The 19938-nt window shown below is 36.0% G+C and carries 19 protein-coding genes; 17 read left to right on the top strand and 2 right to left on the bottom strand.

The genetic code is table 11. The annotated features are described in order from the left end of the window. Positions 1-490: 490 nt before the first annotated feature. Positions 491-1447, bottom strand: a complete 957-nt coding sequence (locus AC6F34_RS01955) for a nuclease-related domain-containing protein (RefSeq protein ID WP_500768431.1) — start codon at positions 1445-1447, stop codon at positions 491-493. Between the two features lie 215 nt (positions 1448-1662). Here AC6F34_RS01955 and AC6F34_RS01950 point away from each other — a divergent pair, with 215 nt between their 5' ends. The 8 genes from AC6F34_RS01950 to AC6F34_RS01915 all read left to right on the top strand — a co-directional run bounded on the left by AC6F34_RS01950 (position 1663) and on the right by AC6F34_RS01915 (position 7507). Further along, positions 1663-3759, top strand: coding sequence for a transglycosylase domain-containing protein (locus AC6F34_RS01950; protein WP_500768429.1), 2097 nt, complete (start codon positions 1663-1665; stop codon positions 3757-3759). A gap of 273 nt (positions 3760-4032) precedes the next feature. After that, positions 4033-4221, top strand: a complete 189-nt coding sequence (locus AC6F34_RS01945; protein WP_500768427.1) for a hypothetical protein — start codon at positions 4033-4035, stop codon at positions 4219-4221. 15 nt (positions 4222-4236) lie between these two features. After that, entirely contained in the window at positions 4237-4758 is a 522-nt protein-coding gene (locus AC6F34_RS01940; protein WP_500768425.1) for an HD domain-containing protein, read from the top strand. Positions 4759-5141: 383 nt separating this feature from the next. Then, positions 5142-5576, top strand: coding sequence for a peptidylprolyl isomerase (locus AC6F34_RS01935; RefSeq protein WP_500768423.1), 435 nt, complete (start codon positions 5142-5144; stop codon positions 5574-5576). Positions 5577-5618: 42 nt separating this feature from the next. After that, the gene (locus tag AC6F34_RS01930) at positions 5619-5891 is read left to right on the top strand and encodes a transcription initiation factor TFIIIB (RefSeq protein ID WP_500768421.1); all 273 of its coding nucleotides are present in this window, start codon (positions 5619-5621) and stop codon (positions 5889-5891) included. 292 nt (positions 5892-6183) lie between these two features. Next, positions 6184-6693, top strand: a complete 510-nt coding sequence (gene mug, locus AC6F34_RS01925) for a G/U mismatch-specific DNA glycosylase (RefSeq protein ID WP_500768419.1) — start codon at positions 6184-6186, stop codon at positions 6691-6693. A 2-nt stretch (positions 6694-6695) separates the two neighbouring features. After that, complete coding sequence (locus AC6F34_RS01920) at positions 6696-7046, top strand: MGMT family protein (RefSeq protein ID WP_500768417.1); 351 nt, start codon at positions 6696-6698, stop codon at positions 7044-7046. After that, positions 7043-7507 carry a hypothetical protein gene (locus AC6F34_RS01915; RefSeq protein WP_500768415.1) on the top strand — a complete coding sequence of 155 codons (465 nt, stop codon included), beginning with the start codon at positions 7043-7045 and terminating at the stop codon, positions 7505-7507. Before AC6F34_RS01920 ends, AC6F34_RS01915 begins: the two co-directional genes overlap by 4 nt. A gap of 93 nt (positions 7508-7600) precedes the next feature. Here the strand turns inward: AC6F34_RS01915 and AC6F34_RS01910 are convergent, their stop codons facing one another. After that, positions 7601-8134: a YceI family protein gene (locus AC6F34_RS01910; protein ID WP_500768413.1), complete on the bottom strand. Its 534-nt coding sequence runs from the start codon at positions 8132-8134 to the stop codon at positions 7601-7603. 221 nt (positions 8135-8355) lie between these two features. On the opposite strand from AC6F34_RS01910, the gene AC6F34_RS01905 reads away from it, so the two are divergent. The 9 genes from AC6F34_RS01905 to AC6F34_RS01865 all read left to right on the top strand — a co-directional run bounded on the left by AC6F34_RS01905 (position 8356) and on the right by AC6F34_RS01865 (position 19882). Further along, entirely contained in the window at positions 8356-10902 is a 2547-nt protein-coding gene (locus tag AC6F34_RS01905; protein WP_500768411.1) for a helicase-related protein, read from the top strand. 79 nt (positions 10903-10981) lie between these two features. Next, complete coding sequence (locus tag AC6F34_RS01900) at positions 10982-11437, top strand: SRPBCC family protein (RefSeq protein WP_500768409.1); 456 nt, start codon at positions 10982-10984, stop codon at positions 11435-11437. 82 nt (positions 11438-11519) lie between these two features. Then, on the top strand, positions 11520-12248 hold the full coding sequence (locus tag AC6F34_RS01895; RefSeq protein ID WP_500768407.1) for a DsbA family oxidoreductase: 729 nt from the start codon (positions 11520-11522) through the stop codon (positions 12246-12248). A 157-nt stretch (positions 12249-12405) separates the two neighbouring features. After that, on the top strand, positions 12406-12969 hold the full coding sequence (locus tag AC6F34_RS01890; protein WP_500768405.1) for a branched-chain amino acid aminotransferase: 564 nt from the start codon (positions 12406-12408) through the stop codon (positions 12967-12969). Positions 12970-13089: 120 nt separating this feature from the next. Continuing rightward, on the top strand, positions 13090-14121 hold the full coding sequence (desA, locus tag AC6F34_RS01885) for a Delta(5) desaturase DesA (RefSeq protein ID WP_500768403.1): 1032 nt from the start codon (positions 13090-13092) through the stop codon (positions 14119-14121). Positions 14122-14214: 93 nt separating this feature from the next. Continuing rightward, positions 14215-15342, top strand: coding sequence for a sensor histidine kinase (locus tag AC6F34_RS01880; RefSeq protein WP_500770081.1), 1128 nt, complete (start codon positions 14215-14217; stop codon positions 15340-15342). A 4-nt stretch (positions 15343-15346) separates the two neighbouring features. Then, positions 15347-15958 carry a response regulator gene (locus AC6F34_RS01875; RefSeq protein ID WP_500768401.1) on the top strand — a complete coding sequence of 204 codons (612 nt, stop codon included), beginning with the start codon at positions 15347-15349 and terminating at the stop codon, positions 15956-15958. 1098 nt (positions 15959-17056) lie between these two features. Further along, entirely contained in the window at positions 17057-18559 is a 1503-nt protein-coding gene (locus tag AC6F34_RS01870) for a class I adenylate-forming enzyme family protein (RefSeq protein ID WP_500768399.1), read from the top strand. A gap of 222 nt (positions 18560-18781) precedes the next feature. Beyond that, on the top strand, positions 18782-19882 hold the full coding sequence (locus AC6F34_RS01865) for a branched-chain amino acid aminotransferase (RefSeq protein ID WP_500768397.1): 1101 nt from the start codon (positions 18782-18784) through the stop codon (positions 19880-19882). Positions 19883-19938: the final 56 nt, after the last annotated feature.

The following is a 19938-nucleotide window of genomic DNA, read 5'->3' as shown; positions in this document are numbered from 1 at the left end:
AACAATGTAGTTTGAGATCACAAAAAGTGGCTTGAGATCAAAATGAGGTAGTTTGAGATCACAAAAAGTGATTTGAGATCAAAACAATGTAGTTTGAGATCACGCAAAGTGGCTTGAGATAAAAACGAGGTAGTTTGAGATCACGCAACCTGATTTGAGATCAAAACGGGGTAGTTTGAGATCACGCAACCCGATTTGAGATCAAAATGGGGTAGTTTGAGATCACAAAAAGTGATTTGAGATCAAAACAATGTAGTTTGAGATCACGCAAAGTGGCTTGAGATCAAAACAATGTAGTTTGAGATCACGAAACTTGATTTGAGATCAAAATAGGGTATTTTGAGATCACAAAAAGTGATTTGATTCTAAGATTTAAATGAGTAAATCAATGAAAGCAAAACCCAGTTTATGATCTAAGTCGATATGTTTAAGATCAGAAACACGGGTTTATGACTAGTTTTATACAGTTTTCACAGGTGAAAAGAAAAGCTTACTTATAATACACTGTACTTTTTTTAGTTCCTTTTGTTTTTAAATTCATACCTTGTAATAGTCGCTTAGCGACGTGGCGGCATTCAATCATGAGGAATTTTCTACAGTCTGGATTTGATATTTCTGGTCCAAAAAGGTGAAAATATTCTTCTATCGCTTTAATGTGAGCGTCCTTTGAAACTGAATGACATTTCTTGCATTTCCATTGAGCCAATTTGTAATCCATATTAAACAAGTTACATGTATCACATTTTACTCCACGAATAATCTCATTTGGTTTAACGTTTTTCTTGAAAAGAATATTTGTTTGATCATAAATATGTTTACTGTTTATTTTCTGATAAATGAATTTCACCATTTTAGTTGATAGGATCTCGTTTGTGTATTTAGTTTGTATAGTTGAATAAGTATCGTATAATCCATGACAATATATAACATGTTTTTTTGCTTCAATATAGTCGGGATCGATAGTTACAATAGTGGCGGGGTCAGTAACAACGACAAGATATTCGACAGGTAGTTTAGGAAATGAATTTTTATGTAGCCATTTTTGGAGAAGATAACGATGTCGTTTTACTTGTGAAATTGGGTCAAAATAGCCTTGTTCATTTTCATTTAATGTCCTAGTGAATTGATTTAGGTCTTTCTTGAATGACAAAGCACCGTCAAAGTTTTTACACTCAATGATTAGTGCAAATCTTGGAGTTAATAAAAGAAAATCCATTTGAAAAGTATGATTGTCAACCGCGAGCTTTATGTCATATAGGTTGACTTGTCCATAATCAGGCAATTCATCAATATAGAACTTTGCATTAGACTCACCATGATAAGAATGAATTTTCTTTAGAAACTCACTTTTTACTGAAGCGTAGCTAAAGTGGGTTCTAGGTAATCGATTGAATAGTGTTTCTAATTTTAATAAATATTCACTTTTCATAAAAGGCTTTACAAACAATTTTTATGCCTCACTTTCTATTTAAGGTAATTTGATTTTAAACGATGAAAGTCCAATGAAGACTTTATGTTTGAATAATTCACTAAATGGTCGATTTTTTATAAATTTTTGTTAAAAAATGTTCTATAAGCTTAAAATGAAACTTTTTTTGTATCTATACGTTATATACATTATAGGAAAAAAATAATGTTGATTGACTACAGAGGGTGATGCAAGTGGATAAACTAACACCTATATGGGATCGAATCAAGGAATTTTGGTTTGTGATCTGGGAATATATTAAGAAATATTGGAAGAAATTCCATGTTACTCAAATTCTATTATTATCCGTTTTATTAGTTGTTTTATGCACAATATTATTCTTTGCGTACTTAGCCGCCACAGCAAATGTGTCGTCATTAAACGATGGACTAAAGCAGTCAACTGTAATTTATGATAAAGATGGCGATGCTGCTGCGAGAATTGCGACGAATCGAGCGGATGGCGTGCCAATTGAGGATTTACCTGATCATGTTGTGAATGCAGTTGTTGCTATTGAAGATGAACGCTTTTATAAACATAATGGCTTTGACTTAAAAGGAATGACGAGAGCATTCGTAAATAATTTATTTGCTGGAAGAATAACTGGCGGAGGAAGTACAATTACACAGCAGTTAACAAAGAACGCATTATTGTCAACTGAGCAAACGTACCGACGAAAGCTAGAAGAGTTATTTTTAGCGGTTGAAATCGAAAAGCATTATTCAAAGGACGATATATTGCAAATGTACTTGAATCAAGTTTATTTTGGTGCTGGTGCATGGGGGATAGGTAGTGCATCGAAGAAGTATTTCGATAAAACACCTGCTGAATTAACATATAGTGAGGCAGCTTTAATTGCTGGGTTATTACAAGCACCGTCTTCATTAGATCCATTTAAAAACTTGGAAGGTGCAACAAAACGTCGAAATATTGTGCTAAGTAAAATGCATGAACTAGAAATGATTTCTTCAGTGGAGAAAGAAAAAGCCATTGAAGAAGGTGTTCAGTTACATGAAGGAACTGGCAGTCTATTTGAACGGAAATATCCATACTATGTTGATGCAGTAATGGATGAAGCAATCCGTGATTATGGATTAACACAGGAAGAGATTTTTACAAGAGGGTACCGCATTTATACTGAGATGGATCAAAACATTCAATCAAGTTTAGAAAATGTGTATGCCAATGATGCAATGTTTCCAAAATCAAGAACAAATGAGCTAGTTCAAAGTGGTGCTGTTCTATTAGACCCGTCAACTGGAGGTGTTCGAGCACTAGTTGGTGGCCGTGGTGAGCATGTGTTCAGAGGGTTTAACCGTGCAACACATATTAAGGCACAGCCAGGCTCAACGTTAAAACCATTATCTGTTTTTACTCCAGCGATTGAATTAGGGTATGATGCAGATTCTATTTTAAAAGATGAGTTAACATCATATGGAAATTATCGCCCTGAGAATGCAACAAAGCAATATGCAGGAGAAGTGCCGATGTATGAAGCTGTTGAAGATTCATTAAATGCTCCGGCAGTTTGGCTTCTTAATGAAATTGGGTTAGATAATGGAATTAATGCATTAGAACGATTTGGCATTCCATTAGTAGAAGATGACCATTATTTAGGAATTGCGCTAGGCGGTATGAGTCAAGGGATTTCACCAATCCAATTGGCAGAAGCTTATTCTGCCTTCCCGAACGGTGGGAGAAAGCATGATTCACATTTAATTACAAAGATAGTTGGACCTACAGGCAATATCATTGCGGAGCATAAAAAACAAACTGTAACAATTACTTCAAGAGCAACAGCTAATCAAATGACTTCAATGTTGTTAAATGTTGTTGAGTCTGGTACAGGACAAGGAACAAAAATTGAAGGTGTACAATTAGCAGGAAAAACAGGGTCAACACAGCTTCCATATAATGATATTAATGGAACTAAAGATCAATGGTTTGTAGGCTATACGCCAAACTTAGTAGGTGCAGTATGGTTAGGCTATGATCAAACGAATAGGGAACAGTACTTGCCCTCGCGCAGTTCCGAAACAGTTGTCCCAGTTTTTAGAGCCGTAATGTCAGAGGCTACGAAGCACGTAGAGAAACAAGAGTTTGGAGTAGTTTCAATTAACGAACAAAAACGGATAGAAGAAGAAGAGAATCGCAATATTTTCCAAGAGCAAGCTGAAAAAATCAAGGAAAATTTACCAAAATTAAAAGAACAATTCAATGAAGGAATAGAAGAGCTAAAAGAATTTGGAAATTATTTAAAAGATCGTTGGAAGAATTTTAGGGAGCAATAGCAGAGATAAGCATGAGCATGTAGACAAAGTCGAAAATCGACTTTGTCTACATATTTTTAGACGACCTTTAATTTCACACTAAGTATACAGCCTTTGTGAAGAATATAAGACGAACGATACTTACCACGACGAATGTGAACGTTTGTCAACAGAATAAGAAACATGTTGCTCTCTTCTTTAATATGTATCATTTGAAAGATTAGAAGTAATCCGATAGAATAATGCTAAATAAGTGCTAGCAGTTAATAGCATTTTGATAGGGGAATAAAAATAATGAATAATCGCATTCAACTTAATGTCCGTATTACAAAGGAAACGAATGACAAACTTGAAGATATTGTAGAATTTTATCAAGAAAACCTTAAGATTGGGAGAATTTATAAGGGGGATGTGCTAACAGATATCATCGAGAAATCATATGATTTAATGCAGAAGCAAAAAAATGTAAAAACACGCTATTAATGAAAGGATGATCACATGAGGGATGTACGGCTAACGGACCTTTATCAACATAGAATTGCTCAAAAATATATTAGTCGCTCTGGCCTAGCGCATGCAATTGCTGTTAGTTATCACGCATATCAACTAGCATTTGCTGAAGATGTAGATGTTGATATGGCTGCGAAGGCTGGTTTTCTTCATGATATCGGTCATTATACATGGTATAAAAACGGTAAATGGGATTATGAAGTTTATCGTAAAAACGACATTCATGCGATCAAAGGCGCAGAACGTGCTCATAAGTTAATGATTCGTCTAGGAGAAAATCCAGTGAAAGCTAAGGAAATTGCGTTAGCAATTCTATTTCATACTGACTCTTTTTTACCAGGAGGCGAAGTGATAAGAACGCCATTGCAGGATCTTGTTAAAAGAGCAGATGAAAAGGATGAACAGCCTGGTGGCGCTCACCATTATCGAGAGATTTCATCGGATAGAGCTCTAAAAATGTTGGAAAAATTAGATGAAAAAATAGATAATACATTAGGTTTTTCATTTTAATAGGTATAACGTATCATTTTATATGATTAAATTGAGATTTATGCAGGAAGAAAGTTGTTTATTTTGATAGATTTCTATTGTCCTATATAAATATTTTCGCTACTATTTATATAAGGACGGTGATCGCATGAGAGCTAGAACGAAAAGAAGTAGTTTCTCTTTTGACAATTTAAAATTTGGATTAACAACTGTATTCCTGCATTTATCTTTCTATGCACTCATTGTTTTTATTTTGTACATGTTTTTTGAGTTGTTTAGTTAATTTTCCGTTTTGAAAATTTTGAATTGGATGAATTTATATTTAATCAGTGAAATCTTTTATTCCTCCTTTGATTAATGTTATGATAAGTTTGATTTTGTAATCAAAGAAGGAGATGAAGAAAATGACAAAAAAAGGATACATAAACTTACAAAATGGACACAAACTTGATTTTGAACTTTATCCAAACGAAGCACCAGGTACGGTTGCTAACTTTGAAAAGCTAGCAAAAGAAGGTTTCTACGATGGTTTGACATTTCACCGTGTAATCCCTGGCTTCGTAAGCCAAGGTGGTTGCCCAAGCGGAACTGGTACAGGTGGGCCTGGCTACACAATTAAATGTGAAACAGAAGGTAACCCACATAAGCATGAAGTAGGAAGTCTTTCAATGGCACACGCTGGAAAAGACACAGGCGGAAGCCAATTCTTCATCGTTCATGAACCACAGCCACACTTAAACGGTGTACACACAGTATTCGGTAAAGTGACTTCTGGTATGGAACATGTAACATCAATGAAAAACGGCGATGTAATGGAAAAAGTCGTAATCGAAGACTAATTATAAAAACACTTCTCTTTCAGTGAAAGGGAAGTGTTTTTTTTGATTAATGAAACTAACTTTCGTAATAATCGTATAAAAGTTACCTTGTTATTCGGAAGGCTGTTTGTAATGAATAATGAAAACAGAATAAAAGAATGCCCAAAATGCGGGAAGACAGAGCTTGGAATTGGTAGACACAGTGGGAATTCGATCATGGTGCCAGCCGGTAAACTTAGAGGATCTAATATTAAGTATATCGTTTGTACTTCATGTGGCTATATCATTGAAGGCTATGTAGATAAGCCAGAAAGATTTAAAGGCACCATATATTAATTACATTCTCCGCAGCACACACTTACTTATTTTGTAAATGAGTAAGTATCTATACTTTTTGAAAGTCTTTTAGCATGCGCTTAAAAGGCTTCTTTAAGTAAATAGATTAACTGAATGCGACTACTTTGCTAGTTGAAAATCTTCGATTAAATAGTTCACACTATATAGCAGGGAGAAATTTTACTTTGATAACTGAAGCATCTTTTACTATATCCACTTGAATTCATAATAGAAACTGCAATTGCTAGCTGATATGATAAGAATACATTTGGAATGAAGGAGCGTTTTATAGATGCAACAAGTAAGCGATCATTTACAGCATGGTTTAGACGTCGTATTCATAGGGTTTAATCCAAGCATCAAGTCATCCGAGTTAGGTCATCACTACGCAAACCCAAACAATCGATTTTGGAAGATACTTCATGAAGCAGGCTTAACAGAAAGAAAATATCACCCAAGTGAGGATCAGGACCTACTTTCTATTAAATTTGGCTTCACAAATATTGTCATGCGCCCAACGAAGGCTGCGGATGAAATCACGAAGGAAGAATATGAAGAAGGAAGACAAATCTTAAAAGGGAAACTTGAAGAATATAAACCAAAGATTGCTTGTTATGTCGGTAAAGGTGTTTATGAGCAACTAAGCAAACGTAAACAAGTGCTATGGGGAAGACAGGAAGTATCAGTCGTGCCAGGAGTCATTGATTTTGTCGCACCGTCATCAAGCGGCTTAGTTCGGATGAAGCTTGAAGAAATAGTGTTGATCTATAAAGGATTAAATGCACTTAAGGATGGAGTGTAAGAATGCAACCATTCACAGAAAATGTCATAAATATCATTCGGTCTATCCCACCTGGAAAGGTACTAACGTACGGATTAGTTGCTGAACTTGCGGGCAACAGAAGAGCGGCAAGACAAGTAGTAAGAGTGCTACATACTATGAGTGCACAATATGACCTACCGTGGCATAGGGTTGTTAATCGAAAAGGGGAAATCGCCTTGAAGGGTGAAGAACAGTTTATCCGCCAAAAGTGCCTTCTTGAACATGAAGGAATTGAGTTCAATATCGATGATACAATTGATTTGAAAACGTATTTATACAATGCTCCAATAGAATTTTCCGGTCCTTCAGATCAATCATGGATAACAAGATGAGAATATTTATCGCACTCATACTAAGTTTCGTATTAGTAGGTTGTAGCCAAAGTCAACGAGAGCCAGATACAAGGAGTCAATACATTTCGGAGGGAGAGGCGATCGGGTACACATTTGAAGTAGACATGGAACAATCCCCAGTCGAATGGACAATTGGATATAAAGGGGAGAAGGCAGTAATTGTTGAGGATCACTCTAATCAAAGTTCTTTAATCAACTTTATGAGTGCGGTTTGGGATATTGAGATGTATTTGAAAAAGCTCATATTTCCGATCGTGTATTTATTACTTATTTTCATTACGACAATCCTAATATATAAGAAAAGAAAACACTATTTGAAGCAAGTTGTTTTTGCCGCTTGCCTCCTTGCCTTCTTAACGATGTATTTACTTATAGATACACTTGTAGACTTGTCCATCGTACTTAAACAGGCAAACGACTTGTACCATGTATTAAAATAAGAAATCATAAATTGAATTATCTCTTTTTTAATAAAAATAAGACTGAGGACAAACTAAATTTTCTAGTTTGCTCTCAGCCACCTTTATTCGTACTTATTCTGCTTTAGATGCTTGTAGTTCTAAGTGGATTTTTACTTTATCGCCTACAAGTACGCCACCAGCCTCTAATGCCGCATTCCAAGTTAGACCATAGTCACTACGTTGTAGGACACCATCTACACTGAAGCCAGACTTTTCAACGCCCCATGGATCTTTTCCAGAACCCTCATAAGTAACAGTTAATGTTTCTGATTTAGTGATGCCATTTAAAGAAAGGTCACCTGTAACAGCATACTCGCCATCACCTTTTGATGCAATGCTAGTCGCTTTGAACGTTAAGTTTGGCTTGTTTTCAACATCAAAGAAGTCTGCTGAACGTAAGTGGTTATCACGATCTGCATTATTTGTATCCACGCTTGTTAATGCAACAGTAAATGAAATGTCTGCTGTTGTTAAATCTGCTGTGTCCGCCACAACCTCAGCATCAAATTCTTTAAAAGTTCCTTTAACGTTTGCAATCATCATATGTTTGATTGAAAAATCCACACTGCTATGCGCTTTGTCTAAATTCCATTTTGTTTTTGCCATTTTAAATCTCCTCCAATAATAAAGTTTCACTTCAAAAATTCTTAATTCAAGATATTTTAATTCTAGGTAAATTATATGCACTATAAAAATAGAAGTCAATCACTTTTTTCGTATTTTCAAAAAAAGAATCAGAAACCTTTATGCTTTATAAAAGCGATGTTGTGAATTTGAAGTGACCGCATGGTAGAATAATGAAGGTAAATCGGTTTTTGGAGGATAATATGGAATTACTAAAAGATATTTATGAAAAAGCAGTAGAAGCTACAAAAATCAAAATTGAAAATGATCTAGATCAATTTTTTACTGAAGATGATGATTCACTCAGTATTAAACAATATAAAGAATCTCGAATTATATTCCTAAAATATATTTGGTCAAATATTTGGCTGAAGACGGTTAATCAAAAGACAACGCTTCACCAAAAAAGAGATTATTTGTTGATGAAAAATCTTGATGTACATGAAATGAATAAAAAAGATGTACAACATATTTTTCGAACTGAAATTGAACAGCTGTTCCAATTTGATGTTTTGAATTGGTTAGAATTAGAATATGGTGAAGAAATGAAATGGCAGGAGAGAAAGACGTTTGCAACTAAACGTCAATCAGAAGCACAGCTTAGGGAACGGATCGAAGAAGATAAAAAAGTGCTGGAAGCCTCATTAAGGGAAGAGAGTTTACATATTCTTTCAACAAAAAAAATAGACATATATATAAAACTCCGTGCAAAGCTTGCTAACAAGATAAAGGTTATGATTCAAACAGCTACTAAGTATAAAAAGCGAGATGTCTTACAAGTCGAAGTACCACTTATCGAAGAAGGATATTTTAAGATCGGGCCATACGACCGTATAAAAACGTTTTTAACTGAATTCACAGGAAATCTTCATCGAAAAAAACTAGGTAGGCATACATATTTTGCATATGAAACATACGGAGATGTTTTTGATAAAATAATAGAGAGAGAATTAGAGCTTACCCTGCAAATGGTGCTCTTTCAACAGATTAAAGAAGAGTTGACGAATGAATACGAAGCTTTGTTTGGCAAAACGATTTCAGGAAGATTCCTGCTTAAACTAGTGAAACAAACGATTGAAAACATTATGTATGAAGTCCATTTTTTATTCCAAGAAGAATACATCGTTGATTTAATAGCGATTGCAGAGCTTCAAACTAGTGATGAAGGGATGATGGAACGGTACGAAAATGATCTTCTTAATCGAAAGGAAAAGGAGGAGCATCAAAGAGAAGAGCAGAGGCGTAAAAAGGAAGAAGAAGGAAAAATGATGCATGATTTATTCGGTAAAGAATATCGAACAACTGGTGGAAGAGATATTCAATATGTCCTTCATATTGGTGAGACAAATACGGGGAAAACACATCATGCGCTCGAGCAATTAAAGAAAGCAAAGACTGGATTGTATTTAGCACCACTACGATTATTGGCTCTTGAAGTTTTTGAAAGGCTGAATAATGAAGGTGTTCAGTGTTCATTGAAAACAGGTGAAGAAGAGAGGGTAAACGATGGGGCCTTACATTTGGCAAGTACTGTTGAAATGTTTAATAGTCAAAACCAGTATGATGTAGTTGTTATTGATGAAGCACAAATGCTTGCAGATCCTGATCGTGGGTATGCATGGTATCGGGCCATAACAAGAGCAAAAGCAAAAACTGTTCATATTATCGCAAGTTTTCATGCCGAAAAGATGATTAAACGTCTTTTAAGTGAGCGTCAAGTTACTGTTCAGCATTATAAAAGAGAGCATCCATTAAAAGTAAATGAAAATCCGTTTAAGTTAAATGCAGTTCGTAAAGGCGATGCGCTTATTTGCTTTTCTAGAAAAAGAGTACTCGATATGGCAGCGAGATTGACTCAAAATGGTTTTAAAACAAGTATTGTGTATGGAACGATGCCTCCTGAAACAAGGCAGAGGCAAGTGGACGAGTTTCTAAATGGAAAGACAGAAGTGATTGTTTCAACTGATGCGATCGGAATGGGATTGAATTTGCCAATTAAGAGGATTGTCTTTTTAGAAAATCAAAAATTTGACGGAACAAGAAAAAGGTTACTCACTTCTCAAGAAGTGAAGCAAATAGCTGGAAGAGCTGGGCGAAAAGGAATGTATCCGATTGGAGAGGTAGCCTTTACTAAGGATATAACTTTGATGAAGGAACTATTAACAAAGGGAGATCAATCAATAACAGAATTTGCGATTGCACCAACTAGAGAAATGTTAAGGAGATTCCAAACATATTCTCATGATTTATCTCTCTTCTTTAAACTTTGGGACAAATTTAGAGGACCAAAAGGAACAGTGAAAGCACCATTAGAAGAAGAAAGGCTGCTTTTTGAAATCGTTCATGGAACAGAAATTGAAGCGAAGATGCCATTGGACGAATTGTATGGATTTTTGCACCTCCCTTTTTCAAGAAAAGAGCCTGAACTCATTCAGCAATGGGAAGCAACAATGTACTCAATCATAGATGGAACGGACTTCCCACAACCATATTTGAATGAAGCAACACTCGAGGAACTTGAACTAAGCTATAAATCGATTGGACTGCTTCTTCTTTTCTACTATCGTTTAGACAGGAACACAGAAGCCGTATATTGGGAGCGTAAGCGGATGGATGTGTCGATTTCAATACATGAACAGCTGAAAAAAGACGTTCAAGAGAGAAAGAAAACATGTAGAATCTGCAGACGTAGACTAGAGCTAGATCATCCATTTGCTGTTTGCGATCAATGCTTTATGATTCATTATTAATGAGATAGGCATGAACTTATTCTTCACTGTATACATATGAATGTAGACACTTCTATGATGGACAGAAAGGATGAGAAGATTGCCGAGTTATAAGCATAAAACAAAAGTGAATATCCCTTTAGAAGCTTTATGGCATTTTGTTTCAGATATGGATCAGTGGGCTCCTCTTGTACCAGGTTATATTAGCCATGAGAAGATCAGTAATAAGGAATCGAATTGGTCCTTTCACGTAGATGTTGGTTTTTTAAAGAAGAAAATTGACGTAAACGTCTTGATAGAGGAATGGAAGCAACCTTTTAAGGTAACTTTCCATCTTGTTGGTAAGAACGAGAAGGTTTCTGGAGGCGGCTATTTCCTCGCTGAAAAAATATCTGAGCGTCAATTATTAATGACAGGTTTCCTTGACTTAGAAGCAAAAGGAATGATGGCGAATATAGGCAACTCAATCCTCGTTAAATCACTACCTGAGCTTACGATTAAATTAACAGAAGCAGTTGCTGAGAATGCTGTGAAAATGCATATGCAAAAGAAATAGCAGGAAGTTCCACTGAGCATATTTGCATATGATTCGTCACATATGTGCTATCATAAGCGTATATGATCGGAGGGAAATAAAGATGAAAATTGAAGTTTGGTCTGATTACGTTTGCCCATTTTGTTACATTGGGAAAAAACGATTAGAGGATGCGCTAGAGAACTTTCCTTTTAAAAATGAGGTAGAGATTGAATATAAAAGCTTTGAGCTAGATCCTAATACACCGAAATACAGTGGCGCAAATATTGCTGAAGTGTTGGCAAAAAAATATAGTATTCCAGTAGAACAAGCGAAGCAAATGAATGAAAACCTTGGCCAACAAGCTGCGGCTGTTGGATTAACGTTTAATTTTGAGGATATGAAACCGACAAATACCTTCGATGCCCATCGTTTAACAAAGTTTGCGAAATCAAAAGGGAAAGAAGCTGCGATTACTGAGCGGCTTTTATACGCTTATTTTACTGAATCAAAAGAAATCAGTGATCACGACACATTATCTGCGATTGCTGAAGAAATTGGTTTGACTCGTGAAGATGCAATGAATGTCCTAAAGGACGAAAAAGCATATGCCCATGACGTTCGTCTAGATCAAGCAATTGCACAGCAATACAAAATTACTGGCGTACCATTTTTTATCATTAACCAAAAATATGCGATCTCTGGTGCTCAACCACCGGAAACTTTTGCAAACGCTTTGCAAAAAGTATGGGAAGAAGAAAATCCCTCTCCGAGCTTTCAATCATTGGGAGATGAATCAAAAACGCAATACTGCACAGATGAAGGATGCGAATTGCCAGAAGACAAGAATTAATTGACAAGTCAAAAGTGGACACAGTCTACATAAGAAACCTGCTGCGAAAATCACGTAGCAGGTTTTTTATGGCAACAAGATTATTCACTTACTGGAAAGAACCGCTTAATTCATGTATGATTCTTTCAGAAGAATGTTATTAGTAGGAGGTTTTTTGATGAAAGAAAGAGTAAAAGCATTTATTGAAAAGAATAAGGAAGTGGAGTTACTTCCATTTGAACATACATATGCAAAAGAGCTTGGGCTTCTGCATGAACATGTGAATGCAAATTATAGGCTTACCGGGTCTTTTATTGAACGAGTTGATAAAGAATCTGAGGAATCGATTGCTGTTGTCGATGCGTCATTTTTAAGCAAACCTATTTCCTTTTTAAAAGAGCATAAAAGCGAGTATCTATACTTTGAAGATAGCCGCTTCTCAATAATCGGTATTGATAGCCTATCTTTAGAAGTTGATGATGTGTTCATGCATTACGAATGTTTACTAGGATTACCATTACCTAAAAAAGCAAAAGCGAATATTAAAGAAGCAATCGAAGCAACTTTTTCTGAAAATGCGCGATATAGCTTGTTGTTCAACGATAAAGATGGCCTTTGGGAAATGAACCTTCCGCTTAATGATATGGATAACTTCGAAGAGAATTTATCACTTAGTGACATCATTACAGAGCTATATGAATGGATTTTTACATTAGTGGTTTCGATTAAAACTCAAAAATAGGAACAATTGCTTACGCGAACCATGATATTTATCATGTGTACTATATGACATCTATGTCTTTTCTGATCCTTATGAAATCATTATTCTTAACTTATACAAGGAAAGAAAGGAATTGGATGGATGAAAAATAATCGTTTGGCACAATTAAGAAAAGGGATGGCACCGTTTGAAAAATCAGATATGATGAGTAGTATTTGGCAAATGGTGAATACGTTTGTCCCATTTTTCGGTTTATGGACTCTTGCTTACTTGAGCTTGCAGGTTTCATATATCCTTACACTCTTCATTTCAGTCATCGCTGCTGGATTTTTAGTAAGAATATTTATTATTTTTCATGACTGCTGTCACAATTCATTTTTCAAGAATAAGAAAGCAAATCAAATCATTGGAACCATTTCAGGTATTATTACGATGTTCCCGTTCAGTCAATGGAAGCATGATCACTCTGTTCACCATGCAACAAGTGGAAATTTAGATAAGCGTGGTACAGGTGACATTTGGGTGTTGACTGTGAAAGAATATGTTGAAGCACCGAAGAAAACGAAAATTGCGTATCGACTTTATCGTAATCCAATCGTCATGTTTGGCTTAGGTCCGATCTATCAATTTTTAATTATGAACCGTTTTAACCGTAAAGACGCAAGGAAAGCTGAACGATACAATACTTATTTAACAAATTTTGCAATTGTCGCAATTTACACTGTACTATGCTTAGTTCTTGGATGGCAGGCATTTTTACTCGTCCAAGCTCCAATTTTCCTCATTTCAGGATCATTAGGAATTTGGTTGTTCTACGTACAGCACACATTTGAAGATTCGTACTTCGAAGAAGATGATCATTGGGAATATGTGAAAGCAGCTGTCGAAGGAAGCTCTTTTTATAAATTGCCAAAGTTATTACAATGGTTAACAGGGAATATTGGGTATCACCATGTTCATCATTTGAGCCCTAGAGTACCGAACTATAAGCTTGAGCAAGCACATTCTGAAACAGAAGTATTACAGCATGTACCGACAATTACATTAAAAACAAGCCTTGAATCATTGAAGTTCCGATTCTGGGACGAAGAGAAGCAAATGTTTGTCGGTTATCGAGCGCTTAAAGATTATATGCGCCAGCTAAAAGAAAAGCAGGTCGTCGTACCGAAATAAATAAGAACGTGCTTCGATATGATAAAATCATCAGAGAAGCACGTTTTTTTCTACCTTAATGATGAAAGGGATTTTTGTCCATTGGAAAAACGAATGAAGAAGACGATCGATTCACTTAGAAATTCTGGGATTTCTCCTTATATATGGATATTACTTAGCATCTTGCCGTTTTACTTTATTTTCAGGTCGTCGTCAACGATCGCCATCATTGTTGGTATTTTCTTTACGGTTTTATTTTTTATCACTTATCGTTTTGCCTTTATCTCCAATAAGTGGCCGGTCTACTTATGGGGAATTATTTTAATTGCAATCTCGACAACGATGTCTGTAGTGTTTCAATACGTATATTTTTCTTTTTACATCGCCTATTACAATGGAACGATACGCAATCGGGCAGCATTTACTACCGTCTATGTAATTCATCTTGTCGCGATCATCATGGCAATCAATTATAATCTTGTCGTACGAGATTCGCTGTTTTTAACACAAACACCTTTTATTCTTATCGTCTTTATTAGCATGATTTTACTTCCTATTAATATTTATAATAAGCAAAAGCAAGAGGGACTTGAGGCAGAGCTCGCCTTTGCTAATAAACGAATTTCCGAATTGGTCAAGCAAGAGGAAAGACAACGAATTGCAAGAGACTTACATGATACGTTAGGGCAAAAACTCTCACTCATTGGATTAAAGAGTGATTTAGCAAGAAAGCTTATTTATAAAAATCCTGAGCAAGCAAAGAGTGAATTAAAGGATGTTCAACAAACTGCACGAACTGCCTTAAACGAGGTAAGAACGATGGTTTCGCAAATGAGAGGGACGAGATTGAAGGACGAAATCACAAAAGCAACCCAGCTGTTAAAGGTTGCTGGTATCAAGTATGACGTACAAGAAATGAACAAGCTAAATCATGTTTCCTTATTTATTGAGCATATCATTGGCATGTGTTTAAAAGAAGCAGTAACGAATGTTGTTAAGCATAGTGAAGCAACGGAATGTGTCATTACGATTGAGCAAAACGAATCGGGCTGTCTTGTTCAGATTAAAGATAATGGCAAGGGAATAAATGTCTTAACAGATTTAGAACGTGGAAATGGAATTCAAGGAATGAAAGAGCGAATTGAATTTGTAAACGGCGATCTTCAAGTAATAGACAATTCAGGTACAACGGTCGTCATCCACATTCCAACTGTCAAAAAGCATATGGAGTCGGAGGGATGAAGAAATGATCAGAATCGTAATTGCCGAGGATCAACGAATGATGCTCGGAGCATTAGGTTCATTGTTAAATTTAGAAGAGGATATGGAAGTAATTGGGCAAGCGACAAATGGAAGTGAAGCGATTCAACTTATCCAAAAGTTAAAACCTGATGTATGTATCATGGACATTGAAATGCCTGAAAAAAGTGGCTTAGATGCTGCAGAGGCGGTCCGTGATGTCGGTAGCAAAGTAATCATTTTGACGACATTTGCTCGGACTGGTTACTTCCAAAGAGCTGTAAAAGCAGGTGTGAACGGTTATTTATTAAAGGATAGCCCAAGTGAAGAGCTAGCAAGTACAATCAGAGCTGTCATGTCTGGGAGACGAATCTATGCGCCGGAGCTAATGGATGACCTCTATAGTGAAGAAAACCCTTTAACAGAACGTGAACAAATGGTCTTAGAATTAATGGCAGAAGGGAAAAACACGAAGGAAATAGCGATTGACCTAAGCATAACAGCGGGAACTGTACGAAATTATATATCAGCTATAATGGAAAAGCTTGAAGTAACTAATAGGATTGAAGCAATAACGCAATCAAAAGAAAAAGGTTGGTTTAAAACATTTAAATTATAAGCATCTGGTTTGATCACAAATGCAATTTTGTGATCTTAATTTTGCTCTCAAATGAAATATGGTGATCTCAATCTGGTTGATTATGCTCTCAAAAACGATTTCGTGATCACAAACTGGTTGACTTTGCTCTCAAATGGAATTTCGTGATCACAAACTGGTTGACTTTGCTCTCAAATGGAATTTCGTGATCACAAACTAGTTGATTTTGCTTTCAAATACGAAATCGAGATCACAAACAAGTTGATTTTGCTCTCAAATGCGATTTCGTGATCACAAACAAGTTGATTTTACTCTCAAATGGGATTTTGTGATCTCAAACTGGATGATTTTGCTCTCAAATGGGATTTCGTGATCTCAAACTAGTTGATTTTGCTTTCAAATGCGAAATCGAGATCACAAACTAGTTGATTTTGCTCTCAAATGAGATTTCGTGATCACAAACTGGTTGATTTTGCTCTCAAATGCGACTTAGTGATCTCAATCTGGTTGATTATGCTCTCAAAAACGATTTCGTGATCACAAACTGGTTGACTTTGCTCTCAAATGGAATTTCGTGATCACAAACTAGTTGATTTTGCTTTCAAATACGAAATCGAGATCACAAACAAGTTGATTTTGCTCTCAAATGCGATTTCGTGATCACAAACTGGTTGATTTTGCTCTCAAATGCGATTTCGTGATCACAAACTGGTTGATTTTGCTCTCAAAAACGATTTCGTGATCACAAACTGGTTGATTTTGCTCTCAAATGAGATATCGTGATCACAAACTGGTTGATTTTGCTCTCAAATGGGATTTTGTGATCACAAACTGGTTGATTTTGCTCTCAAATGCGATTTCGTGATCTCAAACTTTTTAATTTTGCTCTCAAATGGGATTTTGTGATCTAACCCTCCTCCGATCTTGCTCTCAAATGAGATATCGTGAACTAACCCTCCACCGATCTTTCTCTCGTAATTTTAGGTAGTATTCCACATAAAAGTGATATCCGAATTTCTTTCAAGAAGTGCAACTTATTGACACAACATTTGATAGGTCTATAATGTAGATAGAGTTTATTATCTGATTATTCAGTATTTATTTTAGGAGGTTGTGAGCATGTTTGTTTCTGAGAGGCTAATTGAAATGGCAAAGGTACAACCAGAAAAAATCATAACAACATTTGCTGGTAAAGAATTAACGTACAAACAATTTGTAGAGCAAGCACAAAATTTAGCAGGGTATTTTCAACAAAAAGGTTTTCAAAAAGGGGATCGAATCATTTTATATGTGATGAACTCTGATTCCTTTCTAATTGCGTACTATGCATGTCATCTTGGTGGATATACGGTAACCCCAGTGAATACAAAGTTAACGTCTAATGAGATCTCCTATATTTTTGAACATTCAGAAGCTAAAGCGATCATTTATGATCATCGTTTTGAAAATGTTTTACAATCGATTCATACAAATCAATTTTCTGAGAAAATTGTCATTGGTGGGCAAAAGGATACATTCCATCAAATCATAGAAGGACAAAGAATTCCGTTTACAAATACAAGAATGGATGAAGAAGATACTGCTGTTATTTTTTATACTTCTGGAACAACAGGTCGGCCAAAGGGTGTAATGCTTTCGGCGCAAAACGTAAAATCGACAGCGGAAATTTGGTCTGAATCTATGGAGATCACTGATCGAGATCGAATGCATATTGTTGCCCCATTATTTCATTGTGCAGCAAGTCATGTATTCTGTGTTCCTGTTATTTACAAAGGCGGTACAATTGTCATTGAAGAAGCTTTTTCACCAGAACAAACGTTGGTAACGATGGAAAAAGAGAAGGTATCGATATTCTTTGGTGTACCTGCCATGTACGCAATTATGTTAAATCAAGAGCGCTTTAGAAACTTAAATTTAGAAGCGCTTCGATTGTTTACTTACGGGGCAGCGCCAATGCCTTATGAACATATCAAAAACCTGAAAGCGCTTTATCCAAAAGTAAAGATGCAAAATCTGTACGGACAAACGGAAAATTCTCCAGCTGCAACGACGTTAACGGATCAATATGCTTTAGAGAAAATCGGTTCGGTTGGAAAAGCTGTTCCACTTACAGAAGTAAAAATCGTTGATGAAAATGGAAAGGAACTTCCACCTGGAATGGTTGGAGAAATTGTTGTTAAAGGCCCGCAAGTTATGAAGGGCTACTTGAAAAATGAGGAAGAGACGAAGAGAGCGATAAAGGATGGTTGGTTATATAGTGGAGATTTAGGACGAATGGATGAGGAAGGGCTATTATATATCGTGGATCGCAAGAAGGATATGATTATTCGCGGGGGCGAAAATGTATACCCTGTTGAGGTAGAAGAGGTATTATATGAAATGAATGAAATACTAGAAGCAGCAGTAATTGGAGTCCCTGATCCTGTCTATGGGGAAGTGCCGAAAGCTTTCATCGTTGTAAAAGAAGGGAAATCTATTAGTGAAGAGGGACTGAGAACTTATTGCACGAAGAAATTAGCAAAGTTCAAAATACCAGTTTCCTTTTCTATCATTGATTCTTTACCTAGAAACGCTAGCGGAAAAGTGTTGAAAAATAGTTTACGAGAACAAGTAAATGTGTAACTTTATTTATTTGTAAAGGGTGGTTGACTTTTATAGAAAATAGGTTCATAATATTTTAAAAAATCAATCAACTTTATCAAAGGACTGCTATACCGCTTTTGTGTACAAAAGTACAAAAAGGACGATGTATATCACTCTTACACATCAATTGAAGATCATACCGATACCAAAAGAGAAGTTGATTTCTCAAAAATGATCTAAAGACAGGGAGAATGAGTGGCTATGAAAAACGAAGAAATCCAACTGCAGGTAAGCACGACAAAAAAAGAAAAACCATCTTTTGACAATTTAGTTTTTGGAAGAAGCTTTACTGATCACATGTTTGTTATGGATTATACTGAGGGTGTCGGCTGGCATGATCCACGAATTATCCCATATCAACCACTGCAATTGGACCCATCAGCGATGGTTTTCCATTATGGGCAAAGTGTATTCGAAGGGTTGAAAGCATATTTGACTAAAGACAACGAAGTGCTGTTGTTTCGTCCGAAAAAGAATATGGAAAGGTTGAATCGTTCGAACAATCGTTTGTGTATTCCAGTGGTTGACGAGGAATTTGCTGTATCTGCTTTGAAAAAGTTAATTGAAATTGATCGGGAATGGGTGCCAAATGTTGCGGGTACTTCTTTGTACATTCGACCATTCATTATTTCTACAGAACCATATATTGGGGTAGCTCCATCTAAGAAATATCAATTTATTATTATCATGTCGCCTGTTGGAGCTTATTACAAAGAAGGAATTAACCCAGTGAAAATCGCTGTGCAGACAGATTATGTCCGTGCTGTTAAAGGTGGTACAGGTAACGCAAAAACAGGTGGTAACTATGCAGCAAGTTTAAAGGCTCAGGAAGTAGCTGAAACACTTGGCTACTCCCAAGTGCTTTGGTTAGATGGTAAAGAAAACAAGTATATCGAAGAAGTAGGAAGCATGAACATCTTCTTTAAAATCAATGGAGAAGTCATCACCCCAGCCTTAAATGGTAGCATTCTTGACGGAATTACACGTAATTCTGTTATGGAGCTATTAAAGCATTGGGACATTCCTGTCGTGGAAAAAAGGATTTCCATCGACGAACTAATTGAAGCTCATCGGAGTGGAACTTTAGAAGAAGCCTTCGGAACAGGTACAGCAGCGGTTGTTTCACCAGTAGGGGAATTATATTGGCAAGGTGAATCAATTGTTGTAAATGGAGGGGAAACAGGAGAAATATCGAAAAAAATCTACGATACACTAACAGGTATCCAAACTGGTGCTGTTGAAGATCCATTTGGTTGGTGTGAGGTTATTGAATCTCCACAAAAAAGCTTTGTAGGAATTTAAAAACGTTTGTGTAGGGTGCATTGTCAAAATGTTGATCAATGTACCTTTTTTGTTAG

This window comes from Niallia sp. CD-39, from assembly GCF_059874745.1.
The sequence above is the reverse complement of the archived record's forward strand: the minus strand, read 5'-3'. Positions and strand labels throughout refer to the sequence as shown.

What these genes read in the sequence shown, in the direction of transcription:
- AC6F34_RS01940 (WP_500768425.1), top strand. Translation starts at nt 4,237, where the DNA reads ATGAGGGATGTACGGCTAACGGACCTTTATCAACATAGAATTGCTCAA.
- AC6F34_RS01880 (WP_500770081.1), top strand. Translation starts at nt 14,215, where the DNA reads ATGAAGAAGACGATCGATTCACTTAGAAATTCTGGGATTTCTCCTTAT.
- AC6F34_RS01890 (WP_500768405.1), top strand. Translation starts at nt 12,406, where the DNA reads ATGAAAGAAAGAGTAAAAGCATTTATTGAAAAGAATAAGGAAGTGGAG.
- AC6F34_RS01945 (WP_500768427.1), top strand. Translation starts at nt 4,033, where the DNA reads ATGAATAATCGCATTCAACTTAATGTCCGTATTACAAAGGAAACGAAT.
- AC6F34_RS01920 (WP_500768417.1), top strand. Translation starts at nt 6,696, where the DNA reads ATGCAACCATTCACAGAAAATGTCATAAATATCATTCGGTCTATCCCA.
- AC6F34_RS01870 (WP_500768399.1), top strand. Translation starts at nt 17,057, where the DNA reads ATGTTTGTTTCTGAGAGGCTAATTGAAATGGCAAAGGTACAACCAGAA.
- AC6F34_RS01935 (WP_500768423.1), top strand. Translation starts at nt 5,142, where the DNA reads ATGACAAAAAAAGGATACATAAACTTACAAAATGGACACAAACTTGAT.
- AC6F34_RS01875 (WP_500768401.1), top strand. Translation starts at nt 15,347, where the DNA reads ATGATCAGAATCGTAATTGCCGAGGATCAACGAATGATGCTCGGAGCA.
- AC6F34_RS01910 (WP_500768413.1), bottom strand. Translation starts at nt 8,134, where the DNA reads ATGGCAAAAACAAAATGGAATTTAGACAAAGCGCATAGCAGTGTGGAT.
- desA (WP_500768403.1), top strand. Translation starts at nt 13,090, where the DNA reads ATGAAAAATAATCGTTTGGCACAATTAAGAAAAGGGATGGCACCGTTT.
- AC6F34_RS01865 (WP_500768397.1), top strand. Translation starts at nt 18,782, where the DNA reads ATGAAAAACGAAGAAATCCAACTGCAGGTAAGCACGACAAAAAAAGAA.
- mug (WP_500768419.1), top strand. Translation starts at nt 6,184, where the DNA reads ATGCAACAAGTAAGCGATCATTTACAGCATGGTTTAGACGTCGTATTC.
- AC6F34_RS01895 (WP_500768407.1), top strand. Translation starts at nt 11,520, where the DNA reads ATGAAAATTGAAGTTTGGTCTGATTACGTTTGCCCATTTTGTTACATT.
- AC6F34_RS01915 (WP_500768415.1), top strand. Translation starts at nt 7,043, where the DNA reads ATGAGAATATTTATCGCACTCATACTAAGTTTCGTATTAGTAGGTTGT.
- AC6F34_RS01905 (WP_500768411.1), top strand. Translation starts at nt 8,356, where the DNA reads ATGGAATTACTAAAAGATATTTATGAAAAAGCAGTAGAAGCTACAAAA.